This window comes from Thioalkalivibrio sp. ALE22 (genome assembly GCF_000381445.1).
In the GTDB taxonomy this organism is placed as follows: domain Bacteria; phylum Pseudomonadota; class Gammaproteobacteria; order Ectothiorhodospirales; family Ectothiorhodospiraceae; genus Thioalkalivibrio.
Genome location: NZ_KB906507.1, coordinates 63,226 through 84,586, shown reverse-complemented (window position 1 = coordinate 84,586; position 21,361 = coordinate 63,226). Strand labels below are relative to the sequence as shown.

Below are 21,361 nucleotides of genomic sequence, written 5' to 3'. Positions count from 1 at the left end.
ACGTGCCCCGCACGCGCCCTCAGCGGCCCCTTTCCGTGTGCGTCAATATACCGCGCAGCATGCGCACCTCGCTGGCGCTCAGGCCGGCCCGCAGATACAGGTGGCGCAGGCGCCGCATCAGGTGGCGCGGGTTGTCCGGATCGAGCACATCGATGGTGGTCAGGGCCTGCTCGAAATGCCGGAACAGCCCCTCCATCTCCGCCTGGGTCGCGGGCGGGTCCCGCTCCACCCCGGTCGGCTCGGCTCCGGACACGGCGGGTGCTTCGCCATTCAGCGCCGCCATGCGCAGCGCGTAGGTCATCACCTGAACGCTGCCGGCCAGATTCAGGGAGCTGAAATCGGGGACGGTGGGTATCTGCACAAAGGCGTTGCAATGATCGAGTTCGGCGTTGGTCAGACCGCTGTGCTCGCGACCAAAGACCAGGGCCACCGGCCCCTCGGCGGCGTTCGCCAGCGCCTGCCCGGCCGCGTCAGCGGGCCCCAGAACCGGTACCGAGTGGGTGCGCAGACGGGCGCTGGTCCCCACCACCCAGACACAGTCGCGGATCGCGGCGGCGAGGTCCTCGACCACGCGCGCACCCGCCAGCAGATCGTCCGCGCCCGAAGCCAGCGCCGTCGCGTCGGCATGCGGAAACCGCTCCGGCGCCACCAGCACGAGGTCGGTCACCCCCATGGCCTTCATCGCACGTGCGGCGGAACCGATGTTGCCCGGGTGCGTCGTGCCCACCAGCACGACCCGCACCCGGCCGAGGCGTTCTTCCATTCCCGGGGCCCTGTATTGAACGGTGCGGGATTGTACACGCGCACGGTCACGACTTCCCAAGAAAGAGCCGCTTGTGTATTGTTCGCGGCCTTCCCGCGGCGCGCCACAGGCGCCCGCCGGACACCCCGCAGAACACCAGGAGACCCCCATGCACCCCATGCTGAACACGGCGGTATCGGCGGCCCGCGAGGCCGGACGCATCACCACCCGCGCCTGGGGCCGGCCGGATCGCATGAATACCCGCGAGAAGGCCCGCAACGACTGGGTTTCGGACGTCGACCTCTCGGCGGAACAGGCGATCGTGCAGACCCTGCGCCGCGCCTATCCCGATCACGCGATCATGGCCGAGGAAGGCGGCGAGCAAAGCGGTGCCGACGCCGATTTCGTCTGGATCATCGACCCGCTGGACGGCACCACCAACTACCTGCGCGAGATCCCGCAGTACGGCATCTCCATCGCGCTGAAGCACAAGGGACGGCTGGAACAGGCGGTGGTCTACGACCCGCTGAAGGAAGAGCTCTTCACCGCCACCCGAGGTGCCGGTGCCTTCCTCAACAGCCGCCGCATCCGGGTCTCCGAGCGCAAGGACCTCAACGGCGCGCTTCTGGGTACCGGCATCCCGTTTCGCGAGGGCCAGGACCTGGAGCGCTACCTCAGCAGCCTGCGCCACCTGATCCCGGGCACGGCCGGCGTGCGCCGCCCGGGCTCGGCCGCGCTGGATCTGGCCTGGGTCGCCTGCGGGCGCTTCGACGGCTTCTGGGAGATGGGCCTGCAGCCCTGGGACATGGCCGCGGGCCTGCTGCTGGTGCAGGAAGCCGGCGGCGTGGTCAGCGACTGGCAGGGCAACCCGGACGTGATGCGCCGCGGCGACGTCGTCGCCGGCAACCCCAAGGTCCTCAAGGCGATGCTCCAGCGCCTGCACAAGGCCGAAAAGGAAGCCTCCGCCCGCTCCGACGCCTGAAGGGCCTGTTGGGTCACCACGAAGCACACGAAGGCACGAAGAAGGTCAGATGCGACTAACAGGAAGGTTAGAAGATCGGAAGGAATTTAGTTTGGATGAATGACCCCGGAAACGGGCAAATCGCCACCAGAAATCGTTCCTTCCAGCCTTCCCTTCTTCCTGTTAACCGCCCTTGACCTTCTCCGTGTCCTCTGTGCGCTCTGTGGTAATACAGCCCTTCAGCGATCGCGCTGCTGCAGCCAGAGGATCAGGCGGGCGTGGTGGTGCGGGTCGGACTCGATGGCGCGCCCCGGGCGCAGGTCGTATTCCGCGAACGCCGCATCCACCGCCTCGCTGGCATCACGCCACTCCGCGCTGAGACGGAAGATCAGGGTCGTCGGCGACGGCCGGTGCACCGCCGGATGGAAGCGCTGCGAGATCATCCCCGGCAGCGGCGGCTCCGGCTCCGAGCGGAAGCCGTCGTCATCGCGGAAGCGTTCCCAGGCCGCCTCCAGCAGTGCCAGCGCCGGCCCCTGCTCGCCCTCGCCCGTGGCGGCCTTCCAGTCCCGCAGGCCGCGCGCGACAAAGGCGTAATCATTCAGCGTGGCCGTCCCGGCCTGATCCGCGGGCAGCCCCATCAGCGTGGGCAATTGGTCGGGATCGGAAGCGACCTCCAGCAGCCAGCCGTGCACCGCCGCACCCGCCTCGCGGAAGCGCTCGTCATGCTGCGCCCCCTCCGCGAGGGCGGAGAGCAGCAGGCCATGCGCCCCGGTCAGGACCTTTTCGTCCCGCGGCAGGCCGCGCGCCTCGCGCGCCCGGATCAGCATCTCGCGCCCGGCGTTCACCTGCTCGCGAACCTCCGCCTCGTCCAGGTCAAAGCGCTCCGCCAGGGCCTCGACCCCCGCGCCGCGCCGGGGCAGGTAGCCGAGATCGAACACGGAACTCCCCTCCATGCCGAACCACGCGCGCACCAGGTCCGGGTAGTCATGGTCCGCCAGCGCGGACTCCAGATCCGCCTCGGGCCACAGGTAGGCACCCCCCTCACGCCCTTCCTCGTCGACCGCCGACAGGCTGGAGGCGAACCCGCGGAAACCACCCTCGGCGGTATCCGCCTGCTCGCCGGTCTCGTCCTCGCGCAGGGCCATGTCGCGCTTGACGAAGTCGAGGTTCTCCAGCCCCAGCTCGATCCAGTCTTCGCGACCGAAATGCTCACCGGCCCGTAGATACAAAAGCGCGAGCTGGGCCTGATCCTCCAGCATCACCTCGAAGTGGGGCTCGTTCCAGTCCGGCGACTCGGAATAGCGGAAGAAACCTCCCCCCAGCACGTCGCGCAGACCGGAGTGGGCCATCTCGTCGAGCGTGATTTCCAGGAACTCGCCGACCCAGCCAGGCGCGGTGCCCGCCTGCACGGCCTCCAGCATCGCGTGCAGATACGGCGAATGCGGGAACTTGGTGGAGCTGCCGAACCCGCCCTGCAGGTCGTCGGCCTCGCGCTCCAGGCGACTCCACAACACCTGCGGCAGGCGGCCGGCACGGCTTTCCGACAGGGGCTCCTCGCCCGCACGCAGTTGCTGGGTCAGCTCGTCACTGCCGCGCCGCGCCAGATCGACCAGCCGGTCGTAGTCCGCCTCCAGGCGTTCGGTAATGCCGTCGAGGAACTCGGCGAACTGATCGCGCGGGGCATAGACCACGCCGGTCAGGGCATGCCCCTGGGGCGTAACCACCACGTTGAGCGGCCAGCCCGCGCTCCCGGCGGTGGCGCGCTGAAACTCCAGCAGGTAGCTGTCCAGCGCCCCGTCGACCTCGCGATCGACCTTCACCGGGATGAAATTCTCGTTCAGCCGCTCGGCAATGCCCTCGTCCTGGAAGCTCTCTTCCTGCATGACATGGCAGTAGAAGCAGGAGTAGTAACCGCTGGAGATCAACAGCGGCCGCCGCTCCTCCCTGGCCTGTTCCAGCAGGGCCGGATCCCAGGCCCGCCACTGGACGGGGTCGTCCGTGTGCAGCCGGAGGTAGGGCGAGATGCTGTCGGCCATCTCGGGGTTGGCCTGCGCCACGCCGGGCATCGCGAGGGCTGCGACCAGCAGCGAAACAACCAGACCGGCCCGGCGATTTTCCGGCGTTGCAAACATGTGACCCTCCAGCAGCATCTAGAAAAGGTTGCTACCCTTTGGGACGCGAAGACCGGAAAGGTTCATCCCTGCAGCCCAATGGTCTCCGCGGATCGCATCCGGGATCCGGCACTTGTACATGCGCTGTATAAATGTCGTACAATTTATTCATGGCGAGCGCAACGCACATCGAACTTCAAGACGAAGAAGGCCTGTACCCGATCCGGCACGTGTGCGCGGAGACGGGCATTAACGACGTGACGCTGCGCGCCTGGGAGCGTCGCTACGGGCTCATTCGTCCCATGCGCACGCCCAAGGGCCATCGGCTCTACAGCCCCGGCGATATCGCCCGCATCAAGCGGATCATGGAATTGCTGGACCAGGGCATCCCGGTCTCCCAGGTCCACCGGGTTCTGGACGACGAACCCGCAGCCGCCACCCCCCGCCCGGATCCGGACGCGACCGAAGACGCCCCGGACACCACCACAAAGCCCCGGCATCGCGACAGCCCCGGCCCCGGGATCGCACCCCACACCATGGATCCGGTCGCCGAGGCACTGTACGACTCGGTCACGGATCTGGATGCAGGGGAGCTGGATCGCGTCTACGCCCGGCTGGTCATGCGCCACGGCTGGAATGGCGTGCACGAAAGCGCCTTCCTCGAGGTGTACCGCCGCCTGCGCGAGGAATCCCGTCACAATGCCGAGGGCGAGGTCCGCCTGGCGGTGTTCGCCGCCTGGGCCACGGCCGCATTCGCGGACCAGCTGCGCTCGGCCACGCGCGCCTGCGACGACCCGTCCTACCCCTGTCTGGTCCTGGGCGGCGGGCACCAGCAGGTCGGCGGACTGCTGCTGCAGCTTGCCTGCGCCCGCCACGGCCTGAAGACCCTGCCCCTGTTCGACGCCACCAGCCCCGAGGGTCTGGAGACGCTGATGCGCCGTCTGCGTGCCCCGGCGCTGATCATCCATGGTTCCTCGCAGTTGATGCGCAGCCCCGAACTGCCCCGGGTGGAGGCCATCCTCAACCAAGCCGGACCGCCCTGCTACCTTGCCGGCTCGGCCGCGCTGGAGCTTTCCAAGGTCAAGCACGGCCGCACGGTGGAGGTTCTGCCCGGACCGCCGCTGGAGGCCGCCGCACGACTCTCCCGGCACCTGCCCCAGTAGCCGCCGCGCGCGCCTCCCGGCTCAGTGGCCACCTCCGCCGCGTCCGTGCGCACCCTCCTGGTTGTGCTCGGCGACCAGCTCGCCCCCGACCACCCGGTTCTGCAGGAGCTGGACCCCGACCGGGATGCCGTGTGGATGGCCGAGGTGGCCCACGAATCCCGCCACGTCCTCTCGCATGCGGCCCGCACCACCCTGTTCCTGTCGGCGATGCGCCACTTCGCCCGGCAGCTCCGCAAGGCAGGCCTGAGCGTTCACTATCGCCATCTCGGGGAGCACCCCGAGCCAACCCTGGGCGAGGCCCTGGACACCGACCTGGAACGGCTCCAGCCGACCCGGGTGATCGTCCTCCAGCCGGGGGAACATCGTGTATGCCGTCAGCTTGAGGCCACCTGCCGCACCCGGGGCGTGCCACTGGAGGTCCGCGAGGATCCCTGCTTCCTGGTATCGCAGACGACCTTCGAGCAATGGGCCGGGACGCGCAAGCAGCTGCGCATGGAGTACTTCTACCGCCAGCAGCGAGCCGCCCTGGGCATCCTGATGAATGGCGACGAACCCGCCGGCGGACAGTGGAACTTTGACGCCGACAACCGCGGACATTTCGGCCGGGACGGGCCCGGCCTGCTGCCGCCCCCCGTCGCCTTCGAACCCGACACGATCACGCGCGAATGCCGGGATGCCGTCGCCCGGTATCTGCCGGAACTGGCGGGCCAGACGGATGCGTTCGACTGGCCGGTCACCCCGGAACAGGCACAACAGGCCCTGGCCGACTTCATCCAGCACCGCCTGCCCCTGTTCGGCACCTATCAGGACGCGATGTGGACCGACCAGCCGTGGCTCTATCACGCCCGCCTGTCCGCCGCGCTGAACCTGCACCTGATCCATCCGCGCGCGGTGATCGACGCGGCGGAACAGGCCTGGCGCGACGGCCATGCGCCGCTCCCCGCGGTCGAGGGGTTCATCCGGCAGATCCTCGGCTGGCGCGAATACGTGCGCGGGCTGTACTTCCACTTTGGCGAGGCCTGGCACGAATGGAACGCCCTGGAGGCGGAGCAGCCGCTGCCGGCCCTCTACTGGGACGCCGACACCTCCATGCAGTGCCTGCACCAGGCCGTGGGCCAGACCCTGAAACGCGGTTATGCGCACCATATCCAGCGACTAATGGTCACCGGGCTGTTCGCCCAGCTCCTGGGCGTGCGCCCGGCCGAGATCCATGCCTGGTATCTGGGTATCTACGTCGATGCCGTGGAGTGGGTGGAACTCCCCAACGTGGTCGGCATGTCGCAGTATGCCGACGGCGGCCGCATGGCCTCCAAGCCGTACGTCGCCACCGGCCGCTACATTCAGCGCATGAGCAACTACTGCCGGCACTGCCCGTTCGACCCGGCCGAGGCCCTCGGCGCGAAGGCCTGTCCGTTCACCACGCTTTACTGGGACTTCCTCGACCGTCACCGCGAGCGGTTCGCCCGCCACCCGCGCACCGCGCTGCAGTGGAAGCACCTCGAGAAGATGGACCCCGAACGCCTGGAGGCCATCCGCGCCCAGGCCCGCCACATCCGCGACACACTCGCGCAGGGAGACCGTATCTGATGCCGCGCCCCGGCCCCACCCTCGTCTGGCTGCGCCGCGACCTGCGCCTGGCCGACCAGCCTGCCCTGCACGCCGCCAGCGAGCGCGGCGGGCCGGTCATCCCGGTGTTCATCCATGCCCCGGAGGACGAGGCGCCCTGGCAACCGGGGGCCGCATCCCGCTGGTGGATGCACCACAGCCTGCAGGCCCTGGACCAGGACCTTTGCAAGAACGGTTCGCGCCTGATCCTGCGCGCCGGCCCCGCCCTTGAAACCGTGCGGACCCTGGTACGCGAGACCGGTGCCACTGCCGTCTACTGGAACCGCCTGTACGAGCCCGCCCGGGTCCTGCGCGACCCGGAGATCAAGGCCGGCCTGCGCGCCGATGGCCTCGAAGTCCACAGCTTCAATGCCCACCTGCTGGTCGAGCCCTGGGAGGTCGAAACCGGCCAGGGCCGGCCCTACAAGGTCTTCACCCCATTCTGGAAGGCCTGCCTGCACCGCGGCATTGATCGCGACCCGCTGCCCGCGCCCAACGACCTGCCGCCCCCCGATGCTTGGCCCGCCAGCCTGCGCCCGGAAGACCTCGGACTCCTGCCCGAGATCGACTGGGCCGGGGGCCTGCGCGCCGCCTGGACGCCCGGGGAGGACGCGGCCCACCAGCGGCTGACGCAATTCCTCGACGGCGCGCTGCACGCCTACGCCAGCGAACGCGACCGCCCGGACCATGACGGTACCTCGCGCCTGTCACCGCATCTGCACTTCGGCGAGCTCTCCCCGCGCCAGATCCTGCGCGCCCTGCGCCAGACCGGCCTGCATCCGGACCACGGAGGACCCGAGGCCTTCGTGCGCGAGCTCGGCTGGCGCGACTTCGCCCATCACGTGCTCTATCACTTCCCGCACACCCCGGAACGGCCGCTGAACCCGCGCTTCGAGGCCTTCCCCTGGCGCGAGGACGCGGCGGACCTGCGCGCCTGGCAGCAGGGCCGCACTGGGCTCCCGATCGTCGATGCCGCCATGCACCAGTTGTGGGAGACCGGCTGGATGCACAACCGCCTGCGCATGGTGGTCGGCTCCTTCCTGACCAAGAACCTGCGCCTGCACTGGCAGCACGGCGCGCACTGGTTCTGGGACACCCTCGTGGATGCCGACCTCGCCGCCAACACCCTGGGCTGGCAGTGGGCCGGAGGCTGCGGCGCCGATGCCGCGCCCTACTTTCGCGTGTTCAACCCGCAAACCCAGGGCGAACGCCACGACCCCGACGGCGCCTTCGTGCGCCGCTTCGTCCCCGTACTCAAGGACGTCGAAACGCGGTATATTCACGCGCCCGGCGCCAGCGGCGCACGCGGCTATCCGGCCCCCATCGTGGACCTGAAAGCCAGCCGCCAGGCCGCACTCGAGGCCTTCCAGGCCATCAAAGACCACTGATCGAAACAGGCCCCTACCATGAGCTTCTCCGAACAGAACCTGCAGTACCCCAAGGACGTGAGCTACAACTTCAGCCGCTACGACGACACCACCCCGGTACGCGTCACCCACGAGGGCAAGCGCTTCATCGGCCAGCTGCTGAACCACGAGGCTCCCTACCGTATCCGCATCACCGAGGAGGTCGTCAGGCCGGGCGCCTCGCGCTTCATCCCGGTGCGCGAGATCCAGGTCCAGACCCTCGAAGCGGTGGAATATCTGCACAACGGCCACCACGGGCACTAAGCCACTGCCGACGGCCGCGCCCGACTCCGGGCGCGGCCGTTCCCCCGGCGTCGACCCGACATCGCTGCACGCAGCGCGCGCGGGACTGCTACTCTCGTAACAGGACCTCCGCCAAAAGGGACGACTGCCATGCACCGCTTACTTGCATCTTTCCTGCTTGGTGCCCTGCTGCTCCCCGGCCTGGCACTCGCCGACAAACCCGGCGATCAGCGTGCCATTGCCGGCATGGACACCGGGCGCATCCTCTGGGACATCACCATCGGCGAACCCGACCGGCTGATCGCCCGCCTGAGCGTGATCCGCGAGACCTACGACGACATGCAGCGCCAGGGCCTGGAGCCGGAGATGGTGTTTGCCTTCCGGGGCGGCGCGGCGGGGCTGATCGCCCGCTCTACCGACCACCTCGATATCGAGGACGTCTCCGCCGTGCGCCATATCCACGAACGGCTGGAGGGCCTGCTGGAACTGGACGGCATCCACATGGAGGCCTGCAGCATTGCCACGCGGCGCTTCGACCTCGAACAGGACGACCTGCTGCCCGGGATTCACCTGGTCGGCAACACGTTCCTCTCGATCATGGGCTACGAAAACCAGGGCTATGCAACCATCCGCATTGACTGACCCCGGCCGCGGAATGCCGGTACAATCAACCCGGACGGAGATGGGGCCCGCCCCTGCACCGCAAATGCGGCGGCGGCCCGGTACACGAACGCCCTGACCGGATCGCGGAAGGCCACAAACGGCCGCTGACGAAGAAGACGGGAGACCTGCTTGGCGCATATGGAAATCACGACCTTCGGCACCGTCGGCGTGCGCGTGGAGGACCGTGACATACCCGCTCTCTCCGGGACGAAACTCGGCCTGCTCCTCACCTATGTGGCGGCCGAGAGCCCGCGGCGTATCCCGCGCGAGGAACTGGCCCGCCTGTTCTGGCCCGACCTGGACGCCGACAGCGCCCGGGTCAACCTGCGCCAGGGCCTGTTCCAGCTGCGTCGCCAGCTACCCGCCGGCGACCCGCCCCTGCTCGACACGACGCCCCGCTATGTGCGCTTCCAGCCGCAAGCGGACTCGCGCATCGACTTCCTCACCCTGCAGCGTGCGCGCTCCGAGCGCCGCACGACCGAGGGGCGGGAGACCACGGCACCCCCGCCGGACCTGGCCATTGTGTGCGAGTACCGCGGACACTTCCTCGAGGGCCTGCGCGCCCTGCAGGACCTGCCGGAACTATCCGCCTGGGCCCAGTCCCAGCGCGACCATCACTGGCAGAATCTTCTGGTCTTCATCGGCCACAATCTCCCCGAACTCGCCAAGCCCAACGAGGGCGAACCCCTGCTGGCCGAGCTCCACCGCCTGCTGGCCATGGAGCCCCACGACGAGACCCTGCACCACCTCCTGATGAAGGCCCTGGCGGCCAGCGGCCACCCCAAGCGCGCGCTCGAGCACTATGCCCACCTGGAGGCCGAGGCCGGCAAGCCCCCGGGCGAACTGCTGGCGCGCACGCGCGAGGAAATCCTGGGCGCCGAACGCGCCGAGGCCAGCCATCAGCACGCCAGCCCCGAGGATGCCGAGCCCGCCACCCTGCGCCCCGAACGCCGTCGGGTCACGGTCGTGGCCTGCCATGTACAGCCCGATGCCGACGCCGACATCGAGATCCAGCAGCAACAGGTCAACCGCACGCTGGAGCATGTCGACTTCGTCCTGTTGAGCCACCACGGCCATGTCGTGCCCTCGCCCGGCCATGGCCTGCTCGCCTATTTCGGCTATCCCGCCGGACGCGAAGAGGCGACGGTCGACGCCGTGCATGCCGCCTGGCAGGCGCTGGAGAGCGCCCCCGGTGACTGCCAGCTGCGCCTCGCCGTGGATACCGACCTGATCGTCACCGGCGCCGACCCGGATCTGCCCGACCCCGCCGGCCAGCTCACCGCCCGCGTACACGAGTGCGCCCAGCGCGCCGACCCCGGCACCCTGCGCGTCAGCGCACCCACCCATGCCCGCGTGTCCGGCTACTTCAGCTCCCGCGAGGCGGAGGACGGCACGGGCGCCTACCGCGTCACCGGCGATCCCGGTCCGCTGGACCGCGTGGATGCCCAGACCCTGCGTGGCCTGACGCCGCTGACCGGCCGCAGCCCGGAACTGCAGGCACTGCGTGGCCACTGGGATCAGGTACTCGACCGCGACGAGGTCCGCTTCGTGCTGGTTCAGGGCGAGGCCGGTCTGGGCAAGAGTCGCCTGGCCCGCGGACTCGATCTCCAGGTCCGCGGCCAGGCCCGCTCACGCTACCTGCTCAAGTGCCGCGAAGACCGCGCCCGCCAGCTCCTGGCCCCGGTACGCCAGGCCTTCGCCACCTGGATGGGACACGACACCCTGCGCGATGCCCGGAAGCGCCGACTCGCCGGCGCCCTCAAGCATGCCGGGGTCGCCCCGGAGCTTGCGCCACGCCTGGCCCACTGGCTCACCCATCCGGACGCCGACGGTCCCGAAAGCCTCGCCCACGAAGGGCTGGACCGCGACCGCATCATCGACACCCTGGTCGAACTGGTGCAGCGGCGCGCCGCCCACGGTCCGACCCTCCTGATCTGCGACGATCTCCACTGGATGGACTCGGGCACGGCGGAGTTCCTGCGCCGGCTGTACCAGCGCCTGCAGCACCAGCCCCTGATGGCCATCCTGACCGCGCGCATGAGCTTCCGCTCCTCCTGGCGCGATCTCTCGCTGCAGCACATCCGCCTGCACGGCCTGGACGATGCCGCCGCCCGCGACCTGGTCGATCGCCTGGACCCCCACGGCCGCCTGGCCAGCGGCCTGCGCGACCAGCTGGTCGAACGCGGCGAAGGCGTGCCGCTGTTCCTCGAGGAACTCACGCGGTATGCCCTGGAGGCTGCCCGCAGCGGTCAGCTCCCGGACACCCTGCCACCCGGTCTCTCCAACCTGCTGGTCGCACGCCTGGAACAGCTGGGCAGCGCCCGGGAACTGGCCCACTCGGCCGCAGTCATCGGCCGCGACTTCGATACCCGCATCCTCAGCCGACTGCGTGGTCAACCCGCCGACACCATCCGGCGGCAGCTGACCCGGCTGACCGGAAAGGGATTCATCGAACCCGCCGGCATGGTGGATGGCGTGCGCTATCGCTTCCGCCACGCCCTGTTCCGTCAGGCGGCGTACGAGTCGATGCTGCTGAGTGAACGCACGCGCCTGCACGGCCAGCTGGCCGACCTGATGCAGGAAGACGGCGAGAACGGCATGCAGACCGCGGACTGGGGCCGCATCGCCAGCCACCTCTACCATGCCGCTCGCTACCCCGAGGCGGTCAGCGCCTGGCTGCATGCCGGCGAGGCGGCGTTCGCGCGCGGCCTCCTGCCCGAGGCCTCGCACTACTTCGAGGATGCCCTGGCCTGCCTGGAGCGCCATCCGGAGGCTCACAAGGAACATGAGCCGACGGATTTGGAACACAACACGCTGCGCGCCCTCGGCGGGCTCGGCGCGTCCAATCTGGCCCTGCTGGGCTATGGCTCACGCACGGTCAATGACATCTTCGAACGGGCCATGCACCTGACCGCGCCGGAGCAGGATCCGGTGCAGTACTTCCGCGTGCTGTGGGGTTTGTGGCACGGCGCCGGCTCCTGGCATGGCTTCACCGAGGCCCACCGTCTCGCCGGGGAGATGGAACAGCTCGCCGAACGCTCCGGCGATCGCCTGCTGCGGATCGCCGCCCATTACGTGCAGGGCAACACCCACTTCTGGACCGGCCGCTACGCCGAGGCCCTGGAACACCAGACCCGGGCGGTGGAGCTCTATCGCGAGGAAGACCACGCCGCCCTGGTAGCCCGGCACACCGAGAACCCGGCCATCAGCGCGCGCGGCTTCATGGCCTGGACGCTGCTCCACCTGGGGAACCACGCGCGCGCCTGGGCCGAGATGGACACCGCCTGCGAGCAGGCGGTCGCACTCGGCCATCGGCCCACCGAGGCCTTCGTGCAGGCCTTCCGCGCCGTGCTCGGCTTCTACAGCGGGGATCCGGACTCCACCCTGCCGGCGGCACGCCGAACGCTCGCCATCGCGCACGATTACGACTACCCGCTGTGGCGCGCCGCCGGCATCACCCTCGAGAGCTGGGCCCTCGCCCGCCAGGGACAGGGCGACGCCTGCCAGGCCATAAAGCAGCAGGTGGAGGCCATGCGTCACATCATGGACGGGGTCAACACCATCTTCCAGTACATCCTGCTGGACGCCCTGCAGGCCAGCGGCGCCGCGGCGGACCAACGCCTGAGCGTCGCCGACGACGCCCTGGCCGGCTGCCGCAAGCGGGGCGACCTCGCGTTCGAAGCGCCGATCCGGCGCCTGCGCGCCGTGGCCCTGCTCGACCAGAGCCAGGGACGCGACGAAGAAGGCTGGCACGAACTCGAGCGCGCCCGCCGTATCGCCCACGAACAGGGCAACCCCAATATCGAGCGCCAGGCCCTACTGGACCATGCGCGCTACGCCACGGACCCCCAGGTGCAGTCCTGGGCCGAGCGCGAACTCCTGCGCATCAACCACTGCATCATCCCCCGCCCGCACCCCGACGAACCCCGCCAGCGCGACCCCCGCCTCGCCTGAGGCCGTACACGCTCCAGCGAACGGGACAGCCCACAACCGGGGCCGCGGCGGTGGTGCTGCCACCACCCAAAAAAGAAAAGGCCCGAACCTTCCGGTTCGGGCCTTCTCGGGATATGGCGTCCCCACGGGGATTCGAACCCCGGTCGCCGCCGTGAAAGGGCGGTGTCCTAGGCCTCTAGACGATGGGGACGTAGAGGCAACGTCTTGTTGCTATTCCGGTGGGCCTTTGGGCCGGTCTTCTTCGCTACCCGGTGGCCGATGCAGAAGCGTCGTCACCAGACCGTTGAATACCAGCAAAAACCCGATCGGTACCAGCGCGATGAGGGGCTTGGACCAGGTCTGTTCCCCGGTGAGCATCAGCCCGAATCCGCCGATCAATCCGACTACTGCCAGCACCAATCCAACGTAGAGTGATATGACCCCGAAACGATGCATTGATGAACTCGCAAATCACCTGAGTGGTGGAGCCAGGCGGGATCGAACCGCCGACCTCCTGCATGCCATGCAGGCGCTCTCCCAGCTGAGCTATGGCCCCGTGTCAGGCGAGCGCGTACTGTAGCCAGCACCCCGAAATGTGTCAACCCGCTTCGGCGGAAATTTTCGCCAGCGCGCGGTCGATGCGGGCCAGGGCGCGCTCGCGCCCGATGAGCACCAGCGTATCATCGATGGGCGGGGAGACCGTACCCCCGGTGAGGGCCACGCGCAGCGGCTGCGCGACCTTGCCGAGCTTCAGCTCCAGGCGCTCGCCGGTATGCACCACCACCTCGTGCAGCGGCTCCTTTTCCCAGGCGCCCAGTGCGCTGAACCCGTCGTGCAGGGTCTGCAGCACGGGCTTTGCCTCGGCGGTCAGCTGCTTGCGCGCGGCCTTCTCGTCGTAGTCCTCGAACTCGCGATAGAAGTACACGCTGTTCTCGGCCATCTCGCGCAGCGTGCGCGCGCGTTCGCGCTGGGCGATCACCACATCGCGCATCGCCGGACCATTGGCCGGATCGATGCCCAGCTGGCCCAGGTGCCAGCCGAACTCCAGCGCCACATGATCCGGGTCCAGCGACTTGATGTAGTGCTGGTTGAGCCACAGGAGCTTGTCGGGGTTGATCGCCGAGGCGGACTGGTTGACGTCCTCGATATCGAACAGACGCACCAGTTCGTCCACCGAGAAGATCTCCTGGTCGCCGTGGGCCCAGCCCAGGCGCACCAGGTAGTTCAGCAGCGCCTCCGGCAGGTAGCCCTCGTCGCGGTACTGCATCACCGAGACCGCCCCGTGGCGCTTGGACAGCTTGGCACCGTCCGGGCCCATGATCATCGGCAGGTGGCCGTAGCGCGGCGGTTCCACGCCCAGCGCTTTCAGGATGTTGATCTGGCGCGGGGTATTGTTCAGGTGGTCATCGCCACGGACCACATGGGTGATCCCCATGTCCATGTCGTCGACCACCACCGTCAGGTTGTAGGTCGGCGAGCCGTCGGAGCGGGCGATGATCAGGTCGTCCAGCTCGCTGTTCTGGAACGCGACCTTGCCACGCACCATGTCATCGACGACGGTCACGCCCTCGTCCGGCGTGCGAAAGCGGATGACCGGCTCCACGCCCTCGCGCGGCTCGGTGCGCGCACGGCAGCGACCGTCGTAGCGCGGCTTTTCCTTGCGCGCCTTCTGCTCCTCGCGCATCGCATCCAGCTCTTCCTTCGTGCAGTAGCAGCGATAGGCGTGGCCTGCAGCCATCAGCTGGTCGATCACCTCCTTGTACCGGTCGAAGCGTTCCGTCTGGTAGAACGGCCCGTGATCGTAGGTCAGCCCCAGCCAGTTCATGCCCTCGAGGATCGCGTTCACCGACTCCGCGGTGCTGCGCTCCAGATCGGTGTCCTCGATCCGCAGTACGAACTCGCCACCATGGTGGCGGGCGTACAGCCAGGAGAACAGCGCGGTGCGGGCACCGCCGATATGCAGATAGCCGGTCGGACTGGGGGCAAAACGGGTGCGAAAACTCATGCGGGCTACTCGTCTCGATCGGGAGGTGGAAAACGAAGGCGCATAGGGTAGCAGAACGCCACTGCACTGCCGCGCGGACCGCCGACTATACTCGAAATGAGTACACAGACCGGCCGAACCCGGGCCCAAGGAGTACCCATGAATACCGCTCTTACTCGGCTCTCCACACTGCTCGTGCTGACGGGAGGCCTCGCGCTGGCCGGAAGTGCCATGGGCAGCGACCGCATCGCGCCGCCGGATGGCGCGAAGGTCTATTTCATCAGCCCGCAGGATGGCGAAACGCTCGAAAGCCCGGTGCGGGTCCAGATGGGCCTGCGCGGCATGGGTGTCGCCCCGGCCGGTGTGGAGATGGACAACACCGGCCACCACCACCTGCTGGTGAACAAGCCGCTCGACGAGGTGGACCTGGACGCCTCGCTGCCCTTCTCCGACCACAAGCGCCATTTCGGCGGCGGGCAGACCGAGGGCGAGCTGGAACTGGAACCCGGCGAATACGCCCTGCAACTGCTGTTCATGGACTACCGTCACATCAGCTTCGACCCGCCCGTTGTCTCCGAGAAGATCACGATTACCGTGGAATAGATCTGTACCACACCATCAAAAAGCCCCCCTCCGTTTCCGGAGGGGGGCTGGCGCATTCGATTCCGATGCGGCCGGTTACGGCAGCGCAGGAATCTCGAACTGCGGCATGTCGCCGGTCAGCGCGTGCATGAAGGCCTCGATATCCGCGACCTCGTCATCGCTGAAGTCCTGCCCCAGCATTTCCTCGCCCATGATGCGGATCGCCTCTTCCAGCGTGGCGGTCTCCCCGTTGTTCATGTAGGGGTAGGTCAGGGCCACGTTGCGCAGGGTCGGGGTCTTGAACGCAAACCGGTCGCTCTCCTCACCCGTGACCAGGTAGCGGCCCTCGTCCTCCGAACCCGGCACCTGGATACGGTGGAAGTTGCTGTCGGTCAGCGCCGGCCCACGGTGACAGGCCACGCAGCCGTTGTCGGCGAACAGTTTCATCCCGCGCATCTGCTGCTCGCTCATCGCGCCCTCATCCCCGGCCAGCCAGCGATCCAGCGGCGAGTTCGGGGTGTTCAGCGTACGCTGGAACGTCGCCAGCGCCTTGGCCACGTGGTCGGTATTGATCACGTTGTCGCCGTCATAGTCGGGATAGGCGGCCTCGAATTTCTCCTGGTACTCATTGAACTCCTCCAGGCGGGCGATCGCATCCTCCAGCGGCATCGCCATCTCGATCGCGTCCTGGATCGGGCCCAGGGCCTGCCCCTCCAGGTCGTCCTCTCGGCCATCCCAGAACTGCGCGGTGAAGAAGCCGGAATTCAGCACGGTCGGGGTATTGCGCTCGCCAACCTGGCCGTCATGGCCTACCGCGCGCGGGATGCGGTCCGCCCAGCCCAGCGCCGGGTTGTGGCAGGTCGCGCAGGAGATCACGCCGGAGCTGGAGATGCGCGGCTCGAAGAACAGCATCTTGCCCAGCTCGATCTTCTCCTTGGTCATCGAGTTGTCCGCCGGGATCGGCGGCAGCGCCGGCAGCGGCTCGAACACGTCGCGATACTGCGAGTAATCAGTATCCGCCACGGCGGGCGCGGCCACGCCCAGCGCCAGGGCGGTGCAGACCGAAAAGATGGCGCTGCGAAGATAAGAACCTCGGATCATGGCAAAGTCTCCCTGAGATTGGATCGGTGTCGGCGAAGACCGATATAGACTCGGTCCAAATCACCTGAATCCCACCCTATCGACCCGGTATTCGATCGACCAGCGAAATCAGCGCTCCCGTTGATCCAGATCAATCACTGCGGTTGGTCGCTCATCAAACGCTCTTCTTGCCAGCCTGTTTGCACCCCAGTACCCTTCGCCCCGCCTCCAGGTGCCCTGGCGTTCCATCGCCGGGGATAATCGGGAAGCCGGTGCGCGAACTGCCGTTCGCAATGCCGGCACTGCCCCCGCAACGGTAGGTGAAGACAACGGATCAACAACCACTGCGCCGCAATTCGGTGTGGGAAGGCGATCCGCCCGGGCACCCCCGCCCGCTTCACGAGTCCGGAGACCGGCCAGGAGGAAACCTGACGCTGCGGCGGGCAAGCGGTCGGGTCGGGCTTGCTGTGTCTATAGTCCCCGACCTCCCCTGGCCCACCCAGCGTCGTTCCATCCACGGCGCACGGGGTGTGCGTCCCAGGGAGAATGACCTTGAACAAACCGACCCGACGACCCGGCCGGCCGCCACTCCTGGCTCCGGCCCCGACCCTTCTCGGCCTGTTGATCGCCAGTGGCGGGGCTTCCCCCCTCCAGGCACAGTTCGAGTTCGGCAGCGAAGCCGACGGCTTCGCAATCACCCTGGACCCGCTCATCCAGGGCCGCTACGCCATCGAGCGGGGCGACGAGGGAACCACCACCGAATTCGACTTTCGCCGCGCCTGGCTGGATACGACGGGCACCCTCTTCCACCCCGATCTTAGTTTTCGCCTGCAGCCCGACTTCAGCAGCGGCGAGCTCTCGATGCGCGATGTCTGGCTCCAATACGCACTGACCGAGTCCCTCGACCTGCGCGCCGGCCAGTTCACCGTACCCTTCGGCCTGCCGAGGGACATCGGTGGCCCCAACCGGCTGTTCACCGAATTGAGCATCGCGGGGAATCAGTTCGAGGTCCCGGCTGGACGCGATACCGGCGTCACCCTACTGGGGGGCGACAGCGACGACCGGGCCTGGGCCATCGGCGTGTTTGATGGTCGCGGCCGCCTTGACCAGCGGGATGACCGACCGTCCACCTCCGGCCACCTGTTCAGCGCTCGGGGGGCCTGGGCACCGGTAGGCACCCTTCCACGCGACAACACGACCGTCGGCAAGCCGGTCGAGCATACAGTGGCCCACGGCGTCGGCCTGCAGGCGGCGAACCGCAATCACCTGCGCGACTGGACTCGCGGGCGGGAGAACCAGGTAAATCAGCAACGCGCCGACTGGGTCACCGCAACGGCCGACAGCGTCGTCAAGTTTGCCCGCACCGCCATTTCATTCGCCGCCTTCCGCCGCGACGTATCGCCCGATCACGGCCCCTCCTACCACGACTTGGGCGCCGAACTCGAGCTGGCTCAGGCACTGCCCTGGGAGGGGCTCGAGGTTGCCGCGCGCCACGCTGTGCTGCGCCACGACGCCGGCAACGACCTCGGCACCGACGAGCGCTGGCAGCGCGAGCGGGGCGCCGGCCTCAACTGGTACCACCGCGGCCAGCGACAAAAAACCCAATTGATGTGGCTGGACCGCGACGCCGGCACTTCGGACTGGGAGCTGCACTTGCAGCACCAATTCCGCTTCTGACACTGGAAAGGAGATCCGACATGACTCGACCCCCCTTTACACCGGCCCTCCGGATCGCCGGCCTTGTCCTGTTCCTGCTTGCCGCCACCGGCGCCCATGGCGACGAGGTGACGCTCCCCATGCCCGGCCCCTGGGGCAAAGACTACAGCGAGACGATGGACAACCCGGCCACAGTGGACGCCACCGAGGCCTTCCAGCGCTTCCGCCAGCAAAGCATGCAGGGCACCTCAGCCACCTACCGCAGCATCGAGCAGATCCTGCGCTACGACGCACCGTTCGCCGAGCGCCTGCCCGACCTCGCCGAGGAACTGGCGCGCCGAGCCGCCGACATCGAAACCTGGTTCGCTCGCGAGACCCCGGCGCGGGGCGGCGAACCCGGCGCCCTGCCCGCGGCCTGGGAGGACCCGGAGTTCTCCGAGTACAAGGCAGCCTACCGCGAGGCCGCCGAACGACTGCAGCGCAAGGTCGAGGCGGCCGAGGACCTGGAGAACGAAGACTTCCAGCTTCGCGCCACCGAGGCCCTGAACGGCGTGCGCCACCATTGCTTGGCCTGCCACGACCACTACCGCCGCCGCTAAACCGGGCGGGAACCAAGGGGCCGCCTCACGGCGGCCCTTTCCGTGGTCCTGATCGAGAAGAAACCGCCTTCGCCTGCAAGCAGACTCCTACAGGTTCCTGGCGATGTGGGAACCTGCTTGCAGGCGAAAAGCCCAGTGCCCCACAACACCCACCGGAGTCACCCCTGCCTGCGGAAGATCGGGGCCGCCGCCGCTTAGTCCCCGTCCATGCCGCGGTAACGGCGCACATGCGCCGGGTCGTACAGCGCACTGTCGCGGAAATCGCCCGGGTCCAGCGCCGGGCCCACCAGGATCAGCGCCGAGCGCCGCGTGGTCAGGGCCTGCGCCCGTTCCGCGATATTCCCCAGCGAACCGCGCACCACGGTCTCGTCCGGCCAGCTGGCACGGAAGACGATGGCCACCGGGCAGTCGCAGCCGTAGTGCGGCCGCAGGTCCTCGACCACGGTCTCGATATTGTGCAGCGAAAGATGGATCGCCAGGGTCGCCCCGGTGGCGGCAAAGCTCGCCAGCCGTTCGCGCTCCGGCATGGAGGACGCCCGTCCCGGCGTGCGCGTCAGCACCACCGACTGCGCCACCTCCGGCACCGTCAGTTCCCGCCCCAGGGTCGCGGCGGCGGCGGAGAATGCCGGCACGCCGGGCGTGATGCTGTACTCGATCCCGGCCGCCTCCAGCCGACGGATCTGCTCGCCCAGCGCGCTGTAGACCGACAGGTCGCCGGAGTGCAGGCGCGCCACGTCCTGGCCCGCCGCGTGGGCGCGTTCGATCTCCTCCATGATCGCGTCCAGCGTCAGCGGCGCGGTGTTGACCACGCGCGCCCCCTCCGGGGCATGTTCCAGCACGGCCTCCGGCACCAGTGAACCCGCGTACAGGCACACCGGACAGGCCGCAATACGATCCCGGCCGCGCAGGGTCAGCAGATCCGCGGCACCCGGGCCTGCACCGACAAAATGAACCGTCATGATGACTCCTCGAAAAGATGTTGGCGGTCGACCCAGGCCACCGCGCAGCTGGCCTGCGGTGACAGACGCCGCGGCAACAGCAGACGCGCGCCCTCGCCGGCCGCTGCCAGCGCCGCTGCCTCGGCCACGGAACCGACCCCGGCCGTTGCACGCACCCGTGGCGACTCCGTCAGCACTCCCCCCTGGCAGTCCGCAAGGGCGGCCATGGACGGGAATACGAGTTCCAGTTCCAGCTCCCGCGCGACCGTCGCCAGCATGCGACTGTCACTCTTATGCACCGGTGCCGCCAGCTGCCGGGCCCCGAGCACTCCGGCACGCTCCACTCCCAGCACGGCGCGAGCCTCGGCCAGTACCTCGCGCATCAGACCCTCCAGCTCCCGGGCCGTACAGGCGGAGGCGAAGCCGACGCCCGGCACGACCAAGCCCCCCTCCTGGTTCAGATCCGGCGCAGGGCCCACAGGGTCACCGGCCGCAGCGGTTTCCAGCCGGACATCGCGCCCAGCGGTTCCGAGCGACTCACATTGATGCGTGTCAGCTCGCCACCATGGCGCTCGCGAGCCGCCGCCAACACCGCATCGCCCTCCACCGTCACGCTGCTGGCGACCAGGCGCCCCCCCGGGCACAGACGCTCCACGCAGTGTTCCACCAGCCCGGGCGTCGTCAGCCCACCACCGATGAAGATCGCGTCGGGGGCAAACAGGTCATCCAGCGCCTCCGGCGCGCGCCCGTGGATGCGGCGCAGTGCCGGCACTCCCAGTGCGCTCGCGTTGCGCGCGATGCGTTCCAGGCGCTCCGCGCGCGGCTCGATGGCCACGGCGGTGTTGGCCGGATCCGCCAGCATCCACTCGATGCCGATGGCACCGGAGCCGGCGCCCACGTCCCACAGCCGCTCGCCGCGACCGGGCGCCAGCAGGGCCAGCGCCACCGCCCGCACCTCGCGCTTGGTGATCTGACCGTCCTGCTCGAACTGCGCCTCCGGCCGGCCGGCACTGGCGGCCAGCACCTGCGCCGCCGGATCGGCCCGGCATTCCAGCGCCACGGTGTTCAGCGCCTCGATCGCGACCTCCGGCCAGGCCCCGGCGCGCGCGCGGACGACCGCCTCGCGGTCCGCACCGAGGGACTGCAGCACGGTCAGGGTGGAATCGCCGAAGCCGAGCCCGGTCAGCCAGTGCGCCAGTTCCGCCGGGGTATCCCCGTCGCGGCTCAGGATCAGCAGTCGCGCGCCGTCATGCAGCCAGGGCCGCAGCGCCTCCATCGGCCGGCCGTGCACCGACAGGCAGCGGGTCTGCTGCAGCGGCCAGCCCATGCGCGCGGCGGCCAGGCTGAACGCCGAGGGCGCCGGCCAGACGGCGGTCTGCGCGACCGGAAAGCGCCGCATCAGGGTCGCCCCCACCCCGAACCAGAAGGGGTCACCGCTGGCGAGCACGCACAGCGGCTGTCCGGCGCGCGCCTCGATCCAGTCCAGCGCGGTCTCCAGCGGCGACGGCCACACCAGGCGCTCCTGCCCCGGCCGCTCCGGCAGCATCTCCAGATGCCGTGCGCCGCCGATCACCGTCGCCGCCGTGTCCAGCGCCATGCGGGCATCCGGGGTCAGCCCGGCGAGCCCCTCCGCGCCCACGCCGACGATGTTCAGCCATGGCGCTCGTTCGTCATTGGTGGCTAGACTGGTCATCC

Annotated in this window: 18 protein-coding genes, 2 tRNA genes and 1 riboswitch; of the genes, 10 read left to right on the top strand and 10 right to left on the bottom strand. The window is 68.7% G+C overall.

Translation table 11 applies throughout. The features are described from left to right. Positions 1-19 precede the first annotated feature (19 nt). The gene (locus F793_RS0109800; RefSeq protein WP_018875728.1) at positions 20-763 is read right to left on the bottom strand and encodes an RNA methyltransferase; all 744 of its coding nucleotides are present in this window, start codon (positions 761-763) and stop codon (positions 20-22) included. 148 nt (positions 764-911) lie between these two features. On the opposite strand from F793_RS0109800, the gene F793_RS0109795 reads away from it, so the two are divergent. After that, complete coding sequence (locus F793_RS0109795; protein ID WP_018866831.1) at positions 912-1,724, top strand: inositol monophosphatase family protein; 813 nt, start codon at positions 912-914, stop codon at positions 1,722-1,724. A gap of 218 nt (positions 1,725-1,942) precedes the next feature. Here the strand turns inward: F793_RS0109795 and F793_RS0109790 are convergent, their stop codons facing one another. Next, complete coding sequence (locus F793_RS0109790) at positions 1,943-3,853, bottom strand: thioredoxin domain-containing protein (RefSeq protein ID WP_019592810.1); 1,911 nt, start codon at positions 3,851-3,853, stop codon at positions 1,943-1,945. 113 nt (positions 3,854-3,966) lie between these two features. Here F793_RS0109790 and F793_RS0109785 point away from each other — a divergent pair, with 113 nt between their 5' ends. The 6 genes from F793_RS0109785 to F793_RS0109760 all read left to right on the top strand — a co-directional run bounded on the left by F793_RS0109785 (position 3,967) and on the right by F793_RS0109760 (position 12,848). Beyond that, positions 3,967-4,977 carry a MerR family transcriptional regulator gene (locus tag F793_RS0109785; protein ID WP_018866833.1) on the top strand — a complete coding sequence of 337 codons (1,011 nt, stop codon included), beginning with the start codon at positions 3,967-3,969 and terminating at the stop codon, positions 4,975-4,977. 24 nt (positions 4,978-5,001) lie between these two features. Then, positions 5,002-6,564 carry a cryptochrome/photolyase family protein gene (locus F793_RS0109780; RefSeq protein ID WP_018882527.1) on the top strand — a complete coding sequence of 521 codons (1,563 nt, stop codon included), beginning with the start codon at positions 5,002-5,004 and terminating at the stop codon, positions 6,562-6,564. Further along, on the top strand, positions 6,564-7,970 hold the full coding sequence (locus F793_RS0109775; protein ID WP_018882526.1) for a deoxyribodipyrimidine photo-lyase: 1,407 nt from the start codon (positions 6,564-6,566) through the stop codon (positions 7,968-7,970). Before F793_RS0109780 ends, F793_RS0109775 begins: the two co-directional genes overlap by 1 nt. Positions 7,971-7,988: 18 nt before the next feature. Beyond that, entirely contained in the window at positions 7,989-8,252 is a 264-nt protein-coding gene (locus tag F793_RS0109770) for a hypothetical protein (RefSeq protein WP_018875734.1), read from the top strand. A gap of 129 nt (positions 8,253-8,381) precedes the next feature. Continuing rightward, the gene (locus F793_RS0109765; RefSeq protein ID WP_018866837.1) at positions 8,382-8,873 is read left to right on the top strand and encodes a hypothetical protein; all 492 of its coding nucleotides are present in this window, start codon (positions 8,382-8,384) and stop codon (positions 8,871-8,873) included. A gap of 159 nt (positions 8,874-9,032) precedes the next feature. Then, a complete protein-coding gene (locus F793_RS0109760) occupies positions 9,033-12,848 on the top strand; it encodes an AAA family ATPase (RefSeq protein ID WP_018882525.1) in 3,816 nt (1,271 codons plus the stop codon). A 114-nt stretch (positions 12,849-12,962) separates the two neighbouring features. Here the strand turns inward: F793_RS0109760 and F793_RS0109755 are convergent. The 4 genes from F793_RS0109755 to gltX form a co-directional block, all read right to left on the bottom strand. Beyond that, a tRNA-Glu gene (locus F793_RS0109755) sits at positions 12,963-13,038 on the bottom strand. A 20-nt stretch (positions 13,039-13,058) separates the two neighbouring features. Further along, positions 13,059-13,283 (bottom strand): hypothetical protein, encoded by a 225-nt coding sequence (locus F793_RS0109750; protein ID WP_026279239.1) that lies wholly within the window; start codon positions 13,281-13,283, stop codon positions 13,059-13,061. Between the two features lie 24 nt (positions 13,284-13,307). Beyond that, positions 13,308-13,383: transfer RNA gene (locus F793_RS0109745), tRNA-Ala, on the bottom strand. Between the two features lie 42 nt (positions 13,384-13,425). Continuing rightward, entirely contained in the window at positions 13,426-14,832 is a 1,407-nt protein-coding gene (gltX, locus tag F793_RS0109740; protein WP_018878900.1) for a glutamate--tRNA ligase, read from the bottom strand. A 138-nt stretch (positions 14,833-14,970) separates the two neighbouring features. Here gltX and F793_RS0109735 point away from each other — a divergent pair, with 138 nt between their 5' ends. Beyond that, a complete protein-coding gene (locus F793_RS0109735; RefSeq protein ID WP_026280890.1) occupies positions 14,971-15,414 on the top strand; it encodes a DUF4399 domain-containing protein in 444 nt (147 codons plus the stop codon). A 75-nt stretch (positions 15,415-15,489) separates the two neighbouring features. On the opposite strand, the gene F793_RS0109730 is transcribed toward F793_RS0109735, so the two are convergent. Beyond that, the gene (locus tag F793_RS0109730; RefSeq protein WP_018882523.1) at positions 15,490-16,494 is read right to left on the bottom strand and encodes a cytochrome-c peroxidase; all 1,005 of its coding nucleotides are present in this window, start codon (positions 16,492-16,494) and stop codon (positions 15,490-15,492) included. Between the two features lie 192 nt (positions 16,495-16,686). Next, a riboswitch (cobalamin riboswitch) is annotated at positions 16,687-16,909 on the top strand. Between the two features lie 110 nt (positions 16,910-17,019). Here F793_RS0109730 and F793_RS0109725 point away from each other — a divergent pair. Together F793_RS0109725 and F793_RS0109720 are read left to right on the top strand one after the other, a co-directional pair. Continuing rightward, positions 17,020-18,150 carry a porin gene (locus tag F793_RS0109725; RefSeq protein ID WP_018880466.1) on the top strand — a complete coding sequence of 377 codons (1,131 nt, stop codon included), beginning with the start codon at positions 17,020-17,022 and terminating at the stop codon, positions 18,148-18,150. Between the two features lie 20 nt (positions 18,151-18,170). Beyond that, positions 18,171-18,728 (top strand): cytochrome c, encoded by a 558-nt coding sequence (locus tag F793_RS0109720; protein WP_018875739.1) that lies wholly within the window; start codon positions 18,171-18,173, stop codon positions 18,726-18,728. A 194-nt stretch (positions 18,729-18,922) separates the two neighbouring features. On the opposite strand, the gene cobM is transcribed toward F793_RS0109720, so the two are convergent. From cobM to F793_RS0109705, 3 genes are read right to left on the bottom strand one after another with little or no spacing between them, the layout of a single operon-like run. Beyond that, positions 18,923-19,687 (bottom strand): precorrin-4 C(11)-methyltransferase, encoded by a 765-nt coding sequence (gene cobM, locus F793_RS0109715; protein ID WP_018875740.1) that lies wholly within the window; start codon positions 19,685-19,687, stop codon positions 18,923-18,925. Beyond that, complete coding sequence (locus F793_RS0109710; protein ID WP_018866848.1) at positions 19,684-20,145, bottom strand: cobalamin biosynthesis protein; 462 nt, start codon at positions 20,143-20,145, stop codon at positions 19,684-19,686. The genes cobM and F793_RS0109710 overlap by 4 nt, the downstream gene beginning before the upstream one ends. After that, entirely contained in the window at positions 20,124-21,359 is a 1,236-nt protein-coding gene (locus F793_RS0109705; protein WP_018866849.1) for a bifunctional cobalt-precorrin-7 (C(5))-methyltransferase/cobalt-precorrin-6B (C(15))-methyltransferase, read from the bottom strand. The genes F793_RS0109710 and F793_RS0109705 overlap by 22 nt, the downstream gene beginning before the upstream one ends. Positions 21,360-21,361 lie beyond the last annotated feature (2 nt).